Raw genomic sequence first — 18006 nt, 5'->3', positions numbered from 1 at the left:
AGTGAAACCAATCGTAATCAAGCGCGATGGCTCAAGAGCGCCATTTAGCCGAGATCGTATCCAAGCAGCAGTGGAAGCTGCAGCTGATCAAGTAGACAACGAAATCGCCATTCATGCTTTAAATGTAGCATTAGCGGTTGAGCTACAGCTAAAAGATCACGATGAAGTTCATATCACTGAAATCCAAACCCTAGTTGAAAACGAATTGATGCAAGGACCATTCAAGTCTCTTGCTCGTTCATACATCGAATATCGCCACGACCGCGATATCGCACGTGAAAAGCAAAGCACATTAACGCGTGAAATCGAAGGCTTAATCGAAGAAAGCAACGTTGATCTCATCAACGAGAACGCTAATAAAGATGGTAAAGTGATCCCAACGCAACGTGATTTACTTGCTGGTATTGTGGCGAAGCACTACGCAAAGACCCACATTTTGCCTCGCGATATTGTACAAGCGCATGAAGAAGGCGATATCCACTACCACGATCTCGATTACGCACCGTTTTTCCCAATGTTTAACTGTATGCTTATCGATCTTAAGGGCATGTTAACGCATGGTTTTAAAATGGGTAATGCTGAGATTGATACGCCAAAATCAATTTCAACGGCGACTGCAGTGACAGCGCAGATCATCGCGCAAGTGGCGAGCCATATTTACGGTGGCACCACGATCAACCGCATCGATGAAGTATTGGCTCCTTATGTCTCGGCCAGCTACGAAAAACACCTACTAACAGCGAAAGAGTGGGATATTCACACGCCGGAAGCGTTTGCTATTTCACGTACCGAAAAAGAATGTTATGACGCATTTCAATCATTGGAGTATGAAGTAAACACACTACATACCGCCAATGGCCAAACCCCGTTTGTAACGTTTGGTTTTGGTCTAGGCACTAGCTGGGAATCACGCCTGATCCAACAATCGATTCTGAAGAACCGTATCGCAGGTTTGGGCAAAAACAGCAAAACAGCGGTATTCCCTAAATTGGTTTTTGCAATCAAAGATGGCCTAAACCATAAAGCTGAAGATCCAAGCTACGATATCAAACAGCTTGCGCTTGAGTGTGCTTCAAAACGCATGTACCCAGATATCCTTAACTACGACAAAATTGTCGAAGTGACCGGCTCATTCAAAACCCCAATGGGTTGCCGTAGCTTCTTAAACCCATATGAAGAAAATGGTGAACTAATCCACGAAGGTCGTAATAACCTTGGTGTTGTGAGCTTGAACTTGCCACGTATCGCATTGCGTTCAAACGGTGATGAAAAAACGTTCTACCAGCTACTTGATGAGAAATTAGATATCGCTCGTCGCGCACTTGAAACGCGTATTTCTCGTTTGGAAAACGTCAAAGCACGCGTTGCGCCAATCCTGTATATGGAAGGAGCATGTGGTGTTCGTTTGAAAGCGGATGATTCAATTGCCGATATCTTTAAAAACGGTCGTGCATCTATCTCGCTTGGCTACATCGGTATCCATGAAACGGTTAATGCACTATTTGGTACAGAGACACACGTTTACGACAGTGAAGAATTGCGCCAAAAAGCGTTGGATCTTGTGAGTTACTTGAAGAAAAACGTTGAGCAGTGGGCAGAAGAAACGGGTTATGCATTTAGCCTATACGGTACACCGAGTGAAAACTTGTGTAGTCGTTTCTGTCGTATCGACACCAAAGAATTTGGTGTGGTAGAAGGTGTAACGAACAAAGGTTATTACACAAACAGTTTCCACTTAGATGTAGAAAAGAAAGTAAACCCATACGATAAGATCGATTTTGAAATGCCTTACCCGCATATCTCAACGGGTGGCTTCATCTGTTATGGTGAATTCCCGAACATGCAACGCAATATTGAAGCGTTAGAAAACGTGTGGGATTACAGTTATAGCCGCGTACCGTATTACGGTACCAATACACCAATCGATGAGTGTTATGAGTGTGGCTACACCGGTGAATTTGAGTGTACGAGTAAAGGTTTTACTTGTCCGAGCTGCGGCAACCACGACTCTAGCAAAGTGTCAGTAACCCGCCGTGTGTGTGGCTATCTTGGTAGCCCAGATGCTCGCCCGTTTAACTTTGGTAAACAAGAAGAAGTTAAACGTCGCGTTAAGCACCTTTAATCGTTGCTAACACACTGAATGGTAACCAGCTCGTTTAGGCGAGCTGTTTTTTTTGCAGAAGAACTATGAATTATCACCAATACTATCCAATCGATGTCATTAACGGTCCAGGCACTCGTTGTACTTTATTCGTTTCGGGCTGTGTTCATCAATGCAAAGGGTGTTATAACCAGTCAACATTGCGACTTGATAGTGGTCATGAGTTCACCCAAGCGCTAGAAGACCAAATCATTGCCGATTTGAATGACACGCGCATCAAGCGCAAAGGTTTGTCTCTTTCAGGAGGTGATCCGCTTCATCCGGCTAATGTAGCTTCGGTACTAAAACTGGTAAAACGTGTACGCAACGAATGTCCAGGGAAAGACATCTGGCTTTGGAGTGGTTATACGCTTGCGGAATTGAGTGATGAGCAACGAGCAGTGGTCGATCTTCTTGATGTACTGGTGGATGGAAAGTTCGTGCAAGAGAAGAAAGATCTTAACTTGGAATGGCGAGGCAGCTCAAACCAAGTGATACATCGGTTCAAAATTTAGAAAAGGCAGCGAATTCGCTGCCTTTTTTGTATCTAGCAATGTCGCATTTATTAGAAAATTCAATTTCATCAGTCATTTACGCGTGCTAGTTTTAACTGGCATTGAGTTAAGACGTGAACCTGTCATCAACGTGTTGATGCAGTAATTTTCGTCATTAGATGGAATTGAGCTGTATGGATTATGAAGTAACGACGCTAAGTGAAAGACCGGATTTAATTGACCAAGTAGCGAACCTAGACAATCGTTCATGGCCCGTATTTTTACAGCACGGTGATGCAGACAATTGGCATCATCTGTATGAGGCCTTTAGTGAAACCGTGTTAATTTTACTTTCCAGTGATCAAGTGATTGGGGCGGGTTTTACGATCCCAATTAAGTGGGGTGGCGGCGTAACGAGCTTACCTGAAACGATCGATGATGTTCTTGAACGTGGTTTAGCTATACAGAATTCCAAGTTACCAGCGAATACGTTGATCCCGATTGCCGCTTTAGTTGACCCAAGTGTTCAGGGAGAAGGACTAAGCGCGAGCATCTTGTTAGAAATGAAAGCGCTCGCAAAACGTCTGGGTTTAACCTCTTTAGTGGTTCCAGTACGCCCAACTTATAAATCCAAATACCCAATTCAATCGATCCAAAGTTATGCTAGTTGGTTACGTGATGATGGTCTTTATTACGATCCTTGGTTGCGTGTTCACCAAAAACTGGGAGCGAAAGCGATTCATATCGCCAACTGTACGTTGACCGTTAAAGGTTCGATTGCCCAGTGGTCGCAATGGACCGATATGATTTTCCCACATTCAGGCCAGTACATTGTGCCCGGAGCATTATCGACACTTGAAATCGATAAAGCGAATGATTGCGGTATCTATCGTGAACCCAATGTATGGATGAAGCATCCGATGAGCGACGAGGTCTCGTGATACGAGAAGATATAGAATGACGAAGCGGGGTAGTGCCCCGCTTTTTTGTGCGCGTGATTAACTTGGACTGCTTCTAATACCAACCAACATCGAGGAAAAATTTTAGTTGGAGCTTGGTTTAGTAGTCGTAATTTAAAAAAAGTAGTGATAACTTGAAACTCATATTACTAACGTTGAATTTCAAAGGGTTGTGACTTTCATGTTTACTCATTTACCGACACCTCAATTAGATCCCATTCTTTCGCTCTCCGTTGCTTATAAAAATGATCCACGCAGTGAAAAAGTCGATCTCGGTATTGGTGTGTATAAAAACAGCGCCGGTGAAACACCGATCATGCGCGCAATTTCCCAAGCTCAAGATATCGTGGTCGCCACGCAACAGACAAAGTCTTATGTAGGCCTTGCGGGCTGTGAAGAGTTCAACCAATCCATGGTCAATCTAGTTTTGGGTGGCACGTCAGTATTAGATCGAGTGAGTGCGGTACAAACACCGGGTGCGAGCGGTGCGCTGCGTATGCTTGGCGACTTAATAAAGGTTGCTCAGCCTAATACCACAGTGTGGATTTCTAATCCAAGCTACGTTAACCACAAACCCGTCATGGAAGCGGCCGGATTAAAAGTAAGTTACTACCGCTATTTCAGCCCACAAACCAAACAAGTCGACAAAGGAATGATGTTGGAAGACTTAGCGAAAGCGGGCAAAAATGATGTGGTGCTTTTGCATGGCTGCTGCCATAACCCGACGGGTGCGGATATCGATTTTGATGCATGGCAGCAAATCACGGCTCTTGCGCAGAAAAATGGTTTCACACCTTTCGTCGATGTTGCTTACCAAGGGTTTGGTGATGGGCTTGATGCGGATGCCAAAGGTTTGCGCTATATGGCCGACAACGTTGATGAAATGCTGATCACGACTTCATGTTCGAAAAATTTTGGTTTATACCGTGAGCGCACCGGCGCAGCCATCGTACTTGGTCAATCAACGGTTGATGCGAACAATGCCAAAGGAAAACTCCTAACATTGGCGCGTTCAACTTATACCATGCCACCTGATCATGGTGCAGCATTAGTGAAAACTATTCTTCAAAATCAAGAGTTAACTGAGGTTTGGAAGCAAGAGTTAAGTGAAATGCAACAGCGTTTGTTAAGCCTACGCAAAAGTTTATGTGATGAGTTGCGAAATGCCCACAATACTTCACAATTTGATTTCATCGAATCTCACAAAGGGATGTTTACTGTGCTAGGCTTTAGCCAAAGTCAAATGTCGCAACTGCGTGAAGAATATGGCATTTATGGCGTGGGTGACGGGCGTATTAATATTGCTGGTCTAACTGAAAAAGACATCCCATATGTGGCCGAAGCAATAATTAAAGTCTCTTAAGACGGTTGTAAAAAGACTCTTCGGAGTCTTCAAGAAATAAATGAAATTTGGGGGAATGAATGAAAAAATCGTGGAAGGCGTTAGTTCCATTATTATTGTGCGGTGGCTTAGTTGCTTGTGCGAATACAAATGAGCAAGCCGTCGACAAGGACAGCAAACCTCAAACACCGCCAAAAGTTGAACAACCGGAAACCTCACCAGAAACTAAGCCCGCGGTGACGCCCGATGATAAAGTCACTCAACAGCCGGAAGTCAAACCGAAGCCAGAGCCTGAAATCAAGCCTGTCGAAAAGCCCAAACCACCAGTCATTGAGGCGCAACAAACTGCTGATGGCCGTTTGATTTTAGGCGAAAAAGAGTGGGTGTATATTCCCGGTTTAGAGCAGTCGTTTAAAGCGCGTATTGATACTGGTGCGACCACATCATCAATCAGTGCCGTTGACATCGTATCATTTGAACGTGATGGTAATGATTGGGTTAAATTTAAAATTGAACACGATGGCATCAAGAGTAAAGAAATCGCTCTTCCGGTTGATCGATGGGTTAAGATCCGTCAATCGAGTGCAGAAGGCACTCAGCGTAGGGCTGTGGTTCAAGCGTGGATTCAGATTGGTGATTTAAAAGAGAAAACAGAGTTTACCCTAGCGGATAGAACGCATCTTACTTTTCCAGTATTGCTGGGGCGAAGCTTCTTTAAAGATGTGGCTTTAGTCGATGTGAGTAAGAAGTATATTCAAGACAAGCATAAGTAACCTGTTTTTCATATCCCAATTACGGGGAAAAACAAAAAACCGCTCAATGAGCGGTTTTTTTATAAATTTCTGAGTTAGCGTTATTGAATTTCAATAAGCTCTACATCAAAAATAAGCGTCGCTGCAGGTGGAATAGGGCCTGTACCGCCTTTTCCATAAGCCAGTGTGCTTGGAATGTAGAGACGGAACTTGTCGCCTTCTACCATGTAAGTTAAACCTTCCTGCCAGCCTTTAATGACTTGGCCAAGACCAAATGTAATTGGCTCTCCACGCTCAACCGAACTATCAAAGACTGTACCGTCAATGAGCGTACCGTGGTAATGAACTTTAACGCGATTTGCCGTTGTTGGATAAACGCTTCCTTCACCTTTAGTCAGAACTTCATACTGAAGACCACTTTCGGTGGTAACCACACCTTCTTTAGTCCCATTTTCTAGCAAGAAAGCTTGGCCAAGTTGGAAGTTTTCATCAGCTGCTTTGTGGTTAGTCCAAGTACGGTAAATGAAAAAACCGGCAAGCACAAAAATGATGATTGGAAATACAAATTTAGACATGAATCCTTTCCGTTAATTTATTTTTTGATTAGGTAGTTAATGGTGTCAGCAATACTATCGACATTCTGGTGACCAGAAGTAATCACTTGGTATTTACCGTTAACAATGAAAGTTGGTACTGAGCTGATCTGACCTTGCGTAGTAATGTCATCTGCCAGTTGTATTGCTTGGAATAGCTGAGCCTGCTGTTCTTCGTTTAGGTTGTATGGCGAGATCAGGTTTCGGCTTTGAAATGCGTTATCGATGGCCGCTTTACGTTGTGCAATGGTCGAACCGTCACCCATTTGTACCGCAGAAAAAAGCTCAAGCATCATTTGGTGATCAGGTTTATGGCCAAGTTGCATTTCTGCTGCGTAGTAAATCATCGCACCAATTTGTGCACTTTCGTTAAAGGTCACGTGGATCTTACCAATGCTTTGATCGATTAAACTTTCCAGTTTAGGAATTTCCGCTTCCATTTTGCCGCAGTGACCACAGTTCAACGAAAACACTTCTGTTACTTGCGGAATACGGAAGGTAGATAGGTTCGCGGGCAGTTTTGAATATTGCTCACCTTCAACTGGTACGGTGTTGTCAGAACAACCCGCTAATAAAGCCGAAGCACCTAGCAAAAATAGTGTGATCATTTTTTTCATAAAAGTTTCTCGTTACGTGCGCGGCAAAGGCGCATTTAAAGTGGTTTGATTTTACCGTTAAGTCAGGATTTAACAAACGGTTATAACTTCAGAGTAGCAATTTCTAACAACTTATCGTCATATGTTTGTAGTTATGAACGAGAAACGTGAGTGTTTGCGATAAAAATGAGCAAGCAAATAACTTTTTGTTCAATCGGTCTAAAGAAATCGACTAATAGGGCGATATAACGTCTGTAAGCAATCGATTTAGATGGTAGTCAGATGAGAGCATTAATAGCCTTAAGTATGTTGTTGGCCCTACCGGGATGTGGTTCGTTACCGGATGATATCCTTAACGACAACATGTTGACCATAGCGCCGCAAGGTGAACAAGACGTAATGCACCCAGATTGGGGCAAAGCAACAGTGAAACCAAAATCCGGCGTGCAAGGTCCCTATGGCGAAAAGAATGCGTACCAACCACACTCACTAGAAAGTTTTCTAGCAAAGCACAATTTAAATTATGAAGTGCTACCGGGTGATTACAAGATGGTCAAACTGGTCGATACGATCAAGTTCAATACGGGATCATCGCAAGTGTCTCGTCAGTCTGCTTACTGGCTCGACGTTATCGCCCGCTACGTTGCGTCCCAGCCAGGTATTGATGTAGTGATTGATGGCCATGCTGACAATACTGGCGCCGCGAAGTTCAATGACAAGCTATCGGTCAAACGTGCCGACGCGGTCAAGCAGTCTTTAGTCAACAATAGCGTTGATCAGCGTTCAATATTTACACGTGGCTATGGCGAAGCTGAGCCTGCTTGTAATAATGCTACTGCAAAAGGTAAAGCCTGTAATCGACGTGCAGAAGTCCTGTTCATCTTATCGGCGGATTATTAAGCAAACCGTACCCATCTAGACGAATTAGCACGAGAATAGCGACACTGGCGCTATTCTCGTTTTTGTATCTGCCTATAATTACTCTCAAGACGTGCCAATAGGAAAATTACGTGGCTGAACAACCCAAATATATCGTTGCGCTGGATCAGGGCACAACAAGCTCCCGAACGATCGTGTTTGATCATCAAGGCAGTGTGGTCGCCAATGCGCAGCGTGAATTCAAACAGATTTATCCTCAAGCCGGCTGGGTTGAGCATGACCCGCTTGATATCTATGCAAGCCAAAGTGCAACGTTAACCGAAGCCTTAGCAAAGGCCGGGATTCGTGGCGACGAAATCGCAGCGATAGGGATTACGAATCAACGTGAAACCACCGTGGTGTGGAATAAATTAACGGGTAAGCCCGTGCACAACGCAATTGTATGGCAATGTCGTCGTACAACGCCGAACTGTGATGAATTAGTTGCACGTGGTTTAGAAGCGTGCATAAAGACGAAAACAGGCTTGGTACTTGACCCATACTTTTCGGCAACCAAGATACAATGGATCTTAGACAACGTTGATGGTGCTCGGGAACAAGCCGAGCGGGGCGAATTGTTATTTGGCACGGTGGACAGTTGGCTTATTTGGAAAATGACGCAAGGAAACGTTCACGCAACAGACTACACCAATGCTTCACGTACCATGCTGTTTAATATTGACGATAAGGCGTGGGATGATGAATTACTGCAATTGTTTACGATTCCAAAATCGATGTTGCCACAGGTGCAATCTTCTTCATCGTATTTTGGTGATGCAAACATCGCAGGCCATAACATTCCTATCTGCGGTGTCGCCGGCGATCAACAAGCAGCGCTGTTTGGTCAAAAATGCACCCAAGCAGGTCAAGCCAAAAATACCTATGGTACGGGCTGTTTCTTATTGATGAATACCGGGCAGCAACGTGTTAATTCAACTCATGGACTATTAACGACACTCGCTTGTGATGCACAAGGTCAGCCGTGTTATGCCCTTGAAGGCTCTGTTTTCATGGGCGGCGCATCCGTTCAGTGGCTACGTGATGAGTTGAAATTACTGAACTCTGCTCAGCAATCGGAAGAGATGGCGACACAAGTAAACTCCACCAATGGTGTTTATGTGGTTCCTGCTTTTACAGGGTTGGGCGCCCCTTATTGGGATGCGCATGCCAGAGGTACAATTGTGGGGTTAACCCGAGGTGTTAATGCCAATCATATTGTCAGAGCCACCTTAGAAAGCATTGCGTATCAATCAAAGGACGTATTGGCGGCCATGCAAGCCGATTCCGGCATGACATTGGAACATCTCAATGTAGATGGTGGTGCGGTTAAAAATAACTTCCTAATGCAATTTCAAGCCGATGTATTGGCAACCCCCGTTGTTCGGCCTCAAGTTGGTGAGCTTACCGCTCTTGGCGCAGCTTATCTGGCGGCGTTGGGATGCAAAACATGGCCTCATAGTGAGCAAACGGCCAGTGCCAACGCGATAAATGATATATTCACGCCTTGCCAAGATAACCACAAACAAGCTCAACGCTATAAAGGTTGGAAGCGCGCGGTGAAGTGCGCCCAGTTATGGGCAACATTAGACGATGAGTAATAGATAGACTGAATTGTCTTATTTAACTGATTCAGGCTTGTTTACTTCGTTAAACTTTGAGTAAGCGCTGCATAGCAGGCTTACTCTGCTTACTCTTCTACTACCTAGACGATCGAAATAAAACGTTAGACTTGTTTGTGTTTGTCTTGGTGCATTTTGACCAGGAAGTAAACATTAACGCACGCGATGAAACCATTAGTCAGAACCACTGGCCAGGAATCAATCATTAAGCCGTAAGCGGTAAAAAGCGCACAGCCAAAAAAGTTGATGATACGTAACTTGATGATATCTTTCATAGTCAGTGATAGTGCGACCATGATGGATGCAGCGTAGCCTAATAGTTCGACTCCGTTAAAGTCCATTGTTAACCCTCATTTTATTGCGATGTATTGGTACTACTTTGTGTTTTAGCGGAGCGGTTAGCTTGGTATGCGTCCTTCCCCTATGAGTTCTAGGAGATAGGAATTGATTACGCTGCGTTGAACTCAAAGTCTGTACCAAAAGTCATTCTGAATGCATGGCATGTGTTGTTATATTTAGCATTGCATTGACAGATGCTTATTGTGTTTAACAAAAGCATAGCAGCGACAAAACTGTGATTAAACCCTCGAAATGCAGAAGATTGAAGGTTAGCGATTACGCAAACGGTTGGGGAATGGAAGGTTATGCAACGAAGTGTTAACTAAAAAGCAAAAAAAAGCCCACATATAGGCATGTGAGCTCAACTCTATTCAGACTGAAAAATCAGCTTTTACGGCGATAAGTTATTTCTTTACGCCTTTTTGAACTTGTTTGTCAGCTTCGGTTAGTTCACGAATGCGACGGCTGATGTCACGACGTTCTTTTGAGATTTCAGCGCTTTTGATGATGTGGTCATCAACACGGTCTTCGTAATCCGCTTTCATGTTTTTGATGATTGCAACGATTTCATCATGAGACATGTCTGCAACGATGTAATCCATCAAGTTTTCTAAAAGGTCTACACGTTTACGGTTATCACGAACTTTTTTCTCGTTATCGATAAGCTCACGTTTTAACTTATTCTTACGACGCGCCTGAGATACGATTTCAAATACACCACTCATAGGTTCCATTCCTAGTTTTAACGTTAACTGACAATGATTAAATCATAACAGAGCGGGGGTTTACAGTACTAAGATCAATCATTTCGCCAACTTGGTGCTTTTATCAGCAATTCGTTTCAAGATAGATTGAGCCTATCGCTGGAACGATATATTATTTTGTAAAGTCACTTGAATGATAACGTGTTGAATTATGCGAAGTTCCGACATTATCTTACCAAAGCCTGAAGCGTCCTCAGATGAAACGCGCAGTGAAAAACTTGTCAAAGCGTACATATTTGAGAGAACACAGCAAGAAATCACCGAAGTCGAGCTAAACCGCGCTAAAATTGTCATTATTGATGAAAATGGCAACTTGAAGCGAGTGCCACTCTTGGCAGAACACTGATTCATATCAAAGTTAAAATAATAAGGAAGTATTATGAATATTGAGCTATCCCCGATTGAAGCACGAGTGATTGGTTGTCTTATCGAAAAAGAAGTCACAACACCTGATTACTATCCCCTAACGCTCAATAGTTTAACCGCCGCTTGTAACCAAAAAAGTAACCGCGAACCTGTTTTGCAACTGAGTGATTCTGATGTGCAAGCCGCCGTTGATAGTTTGCTCTCCCGCCGTTTAGTCAGTGATGAGAGTAGCTTTAATAGCCGTGCAAACAAGTTCCAGCATCGTTTTTGTAACACGGAATTTGGCGATCTGAAGCTGAGTAAGCAGGAAAAAGGTATTGTTTGCTGTTTGCTACTTCGTGGCGCTCAAACGCCGGGTGAAATTCGCACTCGCACCAATCGCCTTGCTGAATTTTCTGACGTAAAGGAAGTCGAGGCGTTACTAGAAAAAATGGCCAATGCAGAAACGGGCGCTCTCGTCGTTAAGTTGCCACGTGAAGCGGGTAAACGAGAATCACGTTACCAGCATCTGTTTAGCGGCGAAGTAGATATTGAAGCGTTAGCAGCCTTAGCACCGTCATCAACAGGTCAATCGGCGAATGCTCGCATTGTTGAGTTGGAAGCGGAAGTTACGGCATTAAAAGCGGAAGTACTCGAATTACGAGCGACCATTGAACACTTGAATGGATAGCAAAATTGTTACTTATTGGCGCGTGTATTTTGTTCGTACTCGCGCCAATCGACTCTACTGTGGTATCACAACCGATGTTGAGCGTCGTTTTAAGATGCATTGTGCTGGTACCGGGGCAAAGGCATTGAAAGGCCAAGGGCCACTGACATTGGCTTGGCATCATCCTGCTGGCGATAACCGTAGTATTGCGTCCAAAGTGGAATATCAATTAAAACAACTCGGCAAGCCGCAGAAAGAGGCTTTGATCTGCGGTGAAATAGAACTTAGTTCGGTGCTTAATGGTGGCGATTATGCGCAGATTATTATGTGCAGATAGGTCAGCTAAGTAAAAATGTATTACGCTTAATAAAACACAAAAAATTCAAATAAAATTCTGATGGTTCAGCATTGTACTGAACTACTAAAATTGCTAGGTAAATAAGAGAAATTGTATGTATAAAACGGCTCTAGCTACGCTACTGTCTGTCTTCTCGTCCGTCGCGTTAGCGCATTCAACTCAAGTGTTAAACGGCTATTGGGAATACGATGAATATTTGTCGTCTCATCCAAGTCAAAAGGCCTTAACGGGTAAGCTCGCGCAAGCGGTGAGAGAGCATCCTGCAGCTATCAATGAAGTGCAAGATAGACCAATCTCAATCTCGGTGGTCTATCCAGGACAGCAAATCTCAGACTACTGGATTCGAAATATCAAAGCGTTTGAAGCTCGCTTAGATAAGTTAGGTATTAAGTATGAGATTAATCAGGTGTTTACTCGACCGAATGTCGATGTACGACAGCAAAGCTTGTCACTGCTTGAAGCAATTCAGAATAATTCTGATTACCTCATTTTTACACTAGATACCACTCGCCATCGAAAATTCATCGAACACGTGATTAGCTCGACCGACACTAAACTCATTTTGCAGAATATTACCACGCCAGTGCGCGCTTGGGATGATCATCAGCCATTTATGTATGTTGGTTTTGACCACCAGCTTGGCACACAGCACATCGAAAACTACTACAAAGAAAAAGCCGCAACCGGCAGTAAGTATTCCGTGTTGTACTTTTCAGAAGGCTACATTAGTGATGCGCGTGGAGATACCTTCATTGAAGAGATGAGCCATCATGACGGCTATAAGTTAAGTTCTTCATTCTACACCAAAGCGACCAGAGAATCGGGTTTCAACGCAGCCATGAATGCGGTGGAGAAGGATCCGGATATTTCATTTATTTATGCTTGTTCAACCGATGTTGCACTGGGTGCCGTCGATGCGCTAAAACAGCTTAAACGTGGCGATATTTTGGTTAACGGCTGGGGGGGAGGCACTGCTGAGTTAGAGGCGATTGAACAAGGTGATATTGATGTGACGGTGATGCGTATGAACGATGACACCGGCATAGCGATGGCTGAGGCCATTAAGTGGGACTTAGAAGGTAAGCAAGTTCCACATGTTTATTCGGGCGACTTTGAAGTGGTAACGAGTGCCGACAGCGGTGAAAAAATCGAACGCTTAAAGCGTCGTGCATTTAGGTACTCAGACCAATAATGAAACTGTGGAAAAGGCGAACGGGCAAACACCAACTTGCAACGCTATTAACGCATTCAATCTTTGTGACAATTGGTGTGCTTACCTTAGTGGTCGTGCTACAAAACTACCAAGTAAACCGCCAAGTGGTCACACAGGAAGTTGCTCGTTCAAAGCTACAAACATCGAGTCTGATACAAGAAATATTTACATTCAGGCTCGAATCAATCGAAATCCAGCAAGATAGCTACAGTCGAAGCTTATCGCTGGTCGATTCTTTACGCGGTGACAGTGAAGAAAACATCAGCTTATTCTTCAATGGCATTGACCAAATTGATCCCGATCTTTCGCCTGATTTTCGCTTTATCACCAAAGGCGAGCAGATGACGTGGAACGATGAAAATCACCGTTTTTATGGCATTGATGATCAGCAGTTGATGCACATTAGCCATGATCTTGTCACTGGCAGTGATTGGTATATCTCACAAACACCTTCTGCTATGGGGATGCGTTATCTGATGATTCGCCGTACCTCGTTAATAGCAATGAGTAATGGTGAGGTGGTCGGTGATCTTTATGTGGGCATTGTACTAAACAATAATTTTTCTCTTATTCGTGCATTGCTGGATGGCAGTAATGTCGATGAGGTTGTGTTGACGGTCGGCAGTGAAATCATCGCGAGTAGCCTTAAAACGAATGCTCGTCACATTCGATGGCTTGAAGAGTATTCGCCAGAGCTCAATGCCAATGATTTCATGGTTTCGAGGGTTGATTTAACCATCAACGATGTCGCTACTTTTATTACGGTTTACACCATTCAAGATAACTCTCATATCGCTTTATTGATGCAAGGTCACTACCTCTGGGTTGGTGCTGCACTATTGGTGATAGTGTTAATTGCGTTGTACAGCCGGTTTTGGCTCCGGTTGAGAGTGTCGAAAGAGTTGAATAACTTAATGGTCTACACCGAGCAGAGCATAGAAGCTAAGCAAGAACAACGGTTTGAAGGCTCTGAAATCGCGGAATTTAATACTATCGGCCAGTCGTTTCAGCGTTCGTTTAAAAGATTACGCGAACAAGAAAAGCAATTTACCGACTTGTTTAACTACTCACTGTCGCCAATGACCTTATGGGATACATCAGGCCAATTACTGCGAATGAATCCAGCAGCGGAACGCACATTCTGTAAAAGTGATGAACTCTATCAATTATTATTAGACAAGCTTATCCCACAGATTCGAATGGCGGCAAATGGGGCGTCATTGACGGGAATTAATATTGCCATCAGCGATAACACCTACCGTTGGAACTTCTCGCCCATCATTATAGATAACCAAACCCGACACATTATGGCGCAAGGACAAGATGTCACTAGCTTTGTCGAAGCAGAGCATCAAAGTAAAATGGCGCGTGAAGAAGCCGAAGAGTTAGCGCGGATTCGAGCGGACTTTTTGGCCAGAATGAGCCATGAATTGCGCACACCGCTAAATGGCATCTTGGGTGTTTCTCAGTTGCTCAAAACCAATTTGACTAAAGAAAATGACATCGAGCATATGGATGTTTTGGTCAATAGTGGCGAACATCTATTAGCGGTACTGAACGATATTCTCGATTTTTCAAAAATTGAACAGGGTAAATTTCATATCCAAAGCCGAGATTTCAGATTGTATGAGATCGTCAATACGATAGAGAAAACTTATCGACCGCTGTGTGATGAAAACAATGTACAGTTTACGATGCAAAGTAATATCGATGCAGGGCAATGGGTTTGCAGCGACCAAATTCGCTTAAATCAGATCATGTTTAATTTGGTCAGTAACGCGGTTAAATTTACTCATTTTGGTTCAATTAATGTCAGTCTTAACCTCAAGGCTTATGGCGGCGATACGACACTAGATGTTGTAGTGGAAGATTCGGGCATTGGTATTGATAATTCACGCCTTCAGCATATTTTTGAGCCTTTTGTACAGGCAGAAACGACAACAACCCGTGAGTACGGGGGGAGTGGTCTAGGTTTAGCGATTGTTCATAGTTTAGTTGAATTACTCGAAGGTTCTATTTGGGTTGAAAGCGTCATTGGCGAGGGGACACGCTTCAATATTACGCTGCCGATTCAATTGCTTGACAATGAAGCATGCCCTGAAGACAACCAGTTGCTCGTGAAACCCGAAACACTATTTGATCGTCCATTAGAGGTATTGTTGGTTGAAGATAACCACACGAATGCCTACATCGCCCGTGCATTTTGTGAAAAATATGGAATGAAAGTGACTTGGGTGCAAGATGGCTACAACGCCATAGAGCATTTAAAACACAATCCGGCTCTCGATTTGGTTTTAATGGACAATCAGTTGCCGAGTTTGGGTGGAATAGAAGCGACCAAAATTATCCGTCAAGAATTGCATTCATCGGTGCCAGTCTATGCTTGTACGGCGGATGGTATGCATGATACCAAACGTGCTTTTATCGATGCGGGAGCAAATTATGTCATCGTTAAACCGATCAAAGAGAGCGCACTTAACAAAGCTCTGATTCATTATCGAGATACTTTTTTCCAAACTAGCCATGTTAGCAACGTAGATAAGTAACGCTCAGTGAGTCGGGATGACTGCTTACCCAGAGTGCTTTAGAGTGGCTTGGCTTGGAAGGATTTTTCAAGCAGCGTTTGTTTTAGTGTCTGGGTTAGCTCGATGGTGTGATCAAATTTGACACCGATTTTATGGCCGTGTTGGGTTTTCTCAATGCTTACGACGAAATAAGTTAATTCTTGCGGCAGTGCATTTGAAAGTTCACAGTCAATCTCTAGTACATGCTCTTTTTCTAAGTTGTTTTCACCCGCAATAGACAAAGCACAGCCTGTGATCGAAAAATCGGTCATGGTCGCTTCGTAGGTGACGGTGTTGGCGGTAACTTGGGCTGGGATGTTGATCGAGTAGCGCTCATAATTGCGAATCGGTTTCGATGCAAAATGTTGTGGCATACGGATCAACAATAACCCAGTTGGTGCGCTGATGCAGGCGAGTACAGAGCTCTTGAACGCAATGATATGGCCAAGTTTCGACTGTGTTACCGCTCGAACGACAACAGAAACGTTGTTCAGTTGGCGCATGACCAACATTTCTTGCGATTTTTTTGGCAACTCAACGATGAGATATTGGCCAAGCTTACACCCTATGTAATCGGCATTGTATGAGTGTGTGTCATTGGGGCCAAACTCAAGATTGATCGATAGCTTGAGGCCAGCGGTCAATAATGGGATGAGCTGATCAACGTTATTTTGCGGCATAGTCATGAGCGTACGTGGAATACATATCGCCTACTATAACGTTGAATAACAATAAGTTGAACCGTATCACTTTAGGTGAAGATCATTTTGGGATCTTCGTCTGATGGAGAGTTCATTTTCAAGCCGTCGCAGTTCTTGTGCATCGCAATCAAAATGCAGCTTGGTTCTACGTCTCACAATGTCATCCGCGGTGAAGGCCCACTCATTTTCGACCAAATAATCTAATTCAAAGCGGTGTAAGTCAGCAATGATGATTTCGTTATGAGTCTCGGCATTTTTCACAACATCCCACACAGCAGTACCATACTGAGCCACGAGTCTTGCAACGGTTGTTGCTGCAAGCGAGGGATGTGCGGTAGTGACTTGATTCAGTAGTACCGTTCTTTGCAGGCCAATAGAGCCGGGAAGGGGGGCTGTCGGTTCTGAATGTGGCGGTGATAAGGCAAGAAAAGGTTCTAACGCTTTGATAACCTTTACGGAAAGCTTACGGTAAGTGGTTAATTTACCGCCGAAAACTGTGAGGAGAGGTGGAGCATTATGCACTGACTGTATTGTCAGATCATAGTCGCGGCTGAGCGCTTGCGCCGACACCGGCTTTTGCTCATTATTACTAGTATCCTTCGCCATGTCCTCGAATAAAGGGCGAACACCGCTAAAGTTATCAATGACATCACTCGTATCAAGTTGACGGGTGAAAAATTGGTTAGTGAGCGAAAGCAAATAGGCGGTTTCCTCTTCACTTGTCGTCGCGCTATAAGCATCACCTTCAAATGGGATATCGGTAGTACCAATCATTGAAAAACGGTCAAGGTAAGGAATAACAAAGACGATTCTTTTATCCTTATTTTGCAAAACGTAGGCGTGTTCTCCTTGATAGAGCTTAGGCACGATGAGGTGCGATCCTTTCACTAAACGCATACTATGTGGGCTTGTTTCTGGCGTGTATTGCTCGATGAAAGAAGCAGCCCAAGGGCCCGTTGCGTTAATTAATACGCGGCTATAGCGAATGGATTTCAGATTTGTTCGCTGATCAAAAATAGTTACCTTCCATAACCCACGCTCGTATTCACTCTTAATCACTTGGCAATAATTACGCACTTCAGCGCCTGCTAAACGGGCTTGCTGCAAGTTAGCTATTACCAAACGGGCGTCGTCAATCCAGCAATCAGAATACTCAAACGCGGTGGTTATGTTTTTTTCTAAACCATCGGCTGGGTCGACTTTCATTTGTCGGGAAGGCTTAAGAATGCAGCGCCTGGCAAGATGATCGTATAAAAATAGTCCGGCTTTGATTTGCCATTTTGGCCGTAGATGGGACAAGTGTGGCAGACGAAAGCGCAAGGGTTTAATGAGATGAGCGGCTTTAGTGAGCAAAATCTCTCGTTCATTAAGCGCTTCTTTGACTAAACGAAATTCGCCATATTCAAGATAGCGTAATCCGCCGTGGACGAGTTTTGAACTGGCTGAAGAAGTTGCACAGGCAAAGTCCTTTGCTTCGAACAATCCGACACGTAGTCCACGATTGGTCGCTTCTGCAGCAATACCCGCGCCGTTAATGCCTCCGCCAACAATGATGACATCGAGCGTGGAATCTTGGTTTATTATCGACTTTATCGACTTGCCTTTACTCACTATAAGTTCCTGATATCAGGGCTAATAG

18 protein-coding genes are annotated in these 18006 nt (G+C 43.9%); 12 read left to right on the top strand and 6 right to left on the bottom strand.

Translation table 11 applies throughout. The annotated features are described in order from the left end of the window. The first annotated feature begins 1 nt into the window (after position 1). From nrdD to RH88_RS19870, 5 genes are all read left to right on the top strand, one after another. A complete protein-coding gene (gene nrdD / locus RH88_RS19890; RefSeq protein WP_005599414.1) occupies positions 2-2122 on the top strand; it encodes an anaerobic ribonucleoside-triphosphate reductase in 2121 nt (706 codons plus the stop codon). A gap of 65 nt (positions 2123-2187) precedes the next feature. After that, entirely contained in the window at positions 2188-2655 is a 468-nt protein-coding gene (gene nrdG / locus RH88_RS19885) for an anaerobic ribonucleoside-triphosphate reductase-activating protein (RefSeq protein WP_005599413.1), read from the top strand. A 173-nt stretch (positions 2656-2828) separates the two neighbouring features. Beyond that, on the top strand, positions 2829-3575 hold the full coding sequence (locus tag RH88_RS19880; RefSeq protein WP_005599412.1) for a hypothetical protein: 747 nt from the start codon (positions 2829-2831) through the stop codon (positions 3573-3575). 199 nt (positions 3576-3774) lie between these two features. Then, positions 3775-4956, top strand: a complete 1182-nt coding sequence (locus tag RH88_RS19875; RefSeq protein ID WP_005599411.1) for an amino acid aminotransferase — start codon at positions 3775-3777, stop codon at positions 4954-4956. A gap of 59 nt (positions 4957-5015) precedes the next feature. Continuing rightward, positions 5016-5708 carry a putative ATP-dependent zinc protease gene (locus RH88_RS19870; RefSeq protein WP_005599410.1) on the top strand — a complete coding sequence of 231 codons (693 nt, stop codon included), beginning with the start codon at positions 5016-5018 and terminating at the stop codon, positions 5706-5708. 80 nt (positions 5709-5788) lie between these two features. On the opposite strand, the gene RH88_RS19865 is transcribed toward RH88_RS19870, so the two are convergent. Both RH88_RS19865 and RH88_RS19860 read right to left on the bottom strand, forming a co-directional pair. Then, positions 5789-6262, bottom strand: coding sequence for a BamJ family beta-barrel-assembly machinery protein (locus RH88_RS19865; RefSeq protein WP_005599409.1), 474 nt, complete (start codon positions 6260-6262; stop codon positions 5789-5791). A gap of 17 nt (positions 6263-6279) precedes the next feature. After that, on the bottom strand, positions 6280-6897 hold the full coding sequence (locus RH88_RS19860) for a thiol:disulfide interchange protein DsbA/DsbL (RefSeq protein WP_005599408.1): 618 nt from the start codon (positions 6895-6897) through the stop codon (positions 6280-6282). A 285-nt stretch (positions 6898-7182) separates the two neighbouring features. Here RH88_RS19860 and RH88_RS19855 point away from each other — a divergent pair, with 285 nt between their 5' ends. Further along, positions 7183-7776: an OmpA family protein gene (locus RH88_RS19855; protein WP_005599407.1), complete on the top strand. Its 594-nt coding sequence runs from the start codon at positions 7183-7185 to the stop codon at positions 7774-7776. Between the two features lie 110 nt (positions 7777-7886). Beyond that, the gene (gene glpK / locus RH88_RS19850) at positions 7887-9392 is read left to right on the top strand and encodes a glycerol kinase GlpK (RefSeq protein ID WP_005599406.1); all 1506 of its coding nucleotides are present in this window, start codon (positions 7887-7889) and stop codon (positions 9390-9392) included. 125 nt (positions 9393-9517) lie between these two features. Here the strand turns inward: glpK and RH88_RS19845 are convergent, their stop codons facing one another. Together RH88_RS19845 and RH88_RS19840 are read right to left on the bottom strand one after the other, a co-directional pair. Continuing rightward, the gene (locus RH88_RS19845; RefSeq protein WP_005599405.1) at positions 9518-9754 is read right to left on the bottom strand and encodes a YgjV family protein; all 237 of its coding nucleotides are present in this window, start codon (positions 9752-9754) and stop codon (positions 9518-9520) included. Between the two features lie 402 nt (positions 9755-10156). Further along, positions 10157-10477 (bottom strand): DUF496 family protein, encoded by a 321-nt coding sequence (locus tag RH88_RS19840; protein ID WP_005599404.1) that lies wholly within the window; start codon positions 10475-10477, stop codon positions 10157-10159. 190 nt (positions 10478-10667) lie between these two features. Between RH88_RS19840 and RH88_RS19835 the strand changes: the two genes are divergently transcribed. From RH88_RS19835 to luxQ, 5 genes are all read left to right on the top strand, one after another. After that, on the top strand, positions 10668-10862 hold the full coding sequence (locus RH88_RS19835) for a hypothetical protein (protein WP_005599403.1): 195 nt from the start codon (positions 10668-10670) through the stop codon (positions 10860-10862). Positions 10863-10895: 33 nt separating this feature from the next. Beyond that, the gene (locus tag RH88_RS19830) at positions 10896-11552 is read left to right on the top strand and encodes a YceH family protein (RefSeq protein WP_005599402.1); all 657 of its coding nucleotides are present in this window, start codon (positions 10896-10898) and stop codon (positions 11550-11552) included. Beyond that, the gene (locus RH88_RS19825) at positions 11545-11868 is read left to right on the top strand and encodes a GIY-YIG nuclease family protein (protein ID WP_005599401.1); all 324 of its coding nucleotides are present in this window, start codon (positions 11545-11547) and stop codon (positions 11866-11868) included. Before RH88_RS19830 ends, RH88_RS19825 begins: the two co-directional genes overlap by 8 nt. 115 nt (positions 11869-11983) lie before the next feature. Then, positions 11984-13081 carry an autoinducer 2-binding periplasmic protein LuxP gene (locus tag RH88_RS19820; protein WP_005599399.1) on the top strand — a complete coding sequence of 366 codons (1098 nt, stop codon included), beginning with the start codon at positions 11984-11986 and terminating at the stop codon, positions 13079-13081. Further along, positions 13081-15648, top strand: coding sequence for a quorum-sensing autoinducer 2 sensor kinase/phosphatase LuxQ (gene luxQ / locus RH88_RS19815; protein WP_005599397.1), 2568 nt, complete (start codon positions 13081-13083; stop codon positions 15646-15648). The genes RH88_RS19820 and luxQ overlap by 1 nt, the downstream gene beginning before the upstream one ends. Before the next feature lie 38 nt (positions 15649-15686). Here the strand turns inward: luxQ and RH88_RS19810 are convergent, their stop codons facing one another. Both RH88_RS19810 and glpD read right to left on the bottom strand, forming a co-directional pair. Further along, positions 15687-16352: a PilZ domain-containing protein gene (locus RH88_RS19810; RefSeq protein ID WP_005599395.1), complete on the bottom strand. Its 666-nt coding sequence runs from the start codon at positions 16350-16352 to the stop codon at positions 15687-15689. A gap of 60 nt (positions 16353-16412) precedes the next feature. Further along, positions 16413-17978, bottom strand: a complete 1566-nt coding sequence (gene glpD, locus RH88_RS19805) for a glycerol-3-phosphate dehydrogenase (RefSeq protein ID WP_005599393.1) — start codon at positions 17976-17978, stop codon at positions 16413-16415. Positions 17979-18006 lie beyond the last annotated feature (28 nt).

Source organism: Vibrio scophthalmi LMG 19158 (genome assembly GCF_000222585.1).
GTDB classification, from domain to species: Bacteria; Pseudomonadota; Gammaproteobacteria; order Enterobacterales; family Vibrionaceae; genus Vibrio; species Vibrio scophthalmi.
The sequence above is the reverse complement of the archived record's forward strand: the minus strand, read 5'-3'. Positions and strand labels throughout refer to the sequence as shown.

Excerpts from the sequence above, each read along its gene's own strand:
- RH88_RS19855 (WP_005599407.1), top strand. The coding sequence starts at position 7,183 with ATGTTGTTGGCCCTACCGGGATGTGGTTCGTTACCGGATGATATCCTT.
- RH88_RS19865 (WP_005599409.1), bottom strand. The coding sequence starts at position 6,262 with ATGTCTAAATTTGTATTTCCAATCATCATTTTTGTGCTTGCCGGTTTT.
- RH88_RS19870 (WP_005599410.1), top strand. The coding sequence starts at position 5,016 with ATGAAAAAATCGTGGAAGGCGTTAGTTCCATTATTATTGTGCGGTGGC.
- RH88_RS19860 (WP_005599408.1), bottom strand. The coding sequence starts at position 6,897 with ATGAAAAAAATGATCACACTATTTTTGCTAGGTGCTTCGGCTTTATTA.
- RH88_RS19820 (WP_005599399.1), top strand. The coding sequence starts at position 11,984 with ATGTATAAAACGGCTCTAGCTACGCTACTGTCTGTCTTCTCGTCCGTC.
- RH88_RS19880 (WP_005599412.1), top strand. The coding sequence starts at position 2,829 with ATGGATTATGAAGTAACGACGCTAAGTGAAAGACCGGATTTAATTGAC.
- RH88_RS19845 (WP_005599405.1), bottom strand. The coding sequence starts at position 9,754 with ATGGACTTTAACGGAGTCGAACTATTAGGCTACGCTGCATCCATCATG.
- RH88_RS19830 (WP_005599402.1), top strand. The coding sequence starts at position 10,896 with ATGAATATTGAGCTATCCCCGATTGAAGCACGAGTGATTGGTTGTCTT.
- RH88_RS19825 (WP_005599401.1), top strand. The coding sequence starts at position 11,545 with ATGGATAGCAAAATTGTTACTTATTGGCGCGTGTATTTTGTTCGTACT.
- nrdG (WP_005599413.1), top strand. The coding sequence starts at position 2,188 with ATGAATTATCACCAATACTATCCAATCGATGTCATTAACGGTCCAGGC.
- RH88_RS19810 (WP_005599395.1), bottom strand. The coding sequence starts at position 16,352 with ATGACTATGCCGCAAAATAACGTTGATCAGCTCATCCCATTATTGACC.
- RH88_RS19875 (WP_005599411.1), top strand. The coding sequence starts at position 3,775 with ATGTTTACTCATTTACCGACACCTCAATTAGATCCCATTCTTTCGCTC.
- luxQ (WP_005599397.1), top strand. The coding sequence starts at position 13,081 with ATGAAACTGTGGAAAAGGCGAACGGGCAAACACCAACTTGCAACGCTA.
- RH88_RS19835 (WP_005599403.1), top strand. The coding sequence starts at position 10,668 with ATGCGAAGTTCCGACATTATCTTACCAAAGCCTGAAGCGTCCTCAGAT.
- RH88_RS19840 (WP_005599404.1), bottom strand. The coding sequence starts at position 10,477 with ATGAGTGGTGTATTTGAAATCGTATCTCAGGCGCGTCGTAAGAATAAG.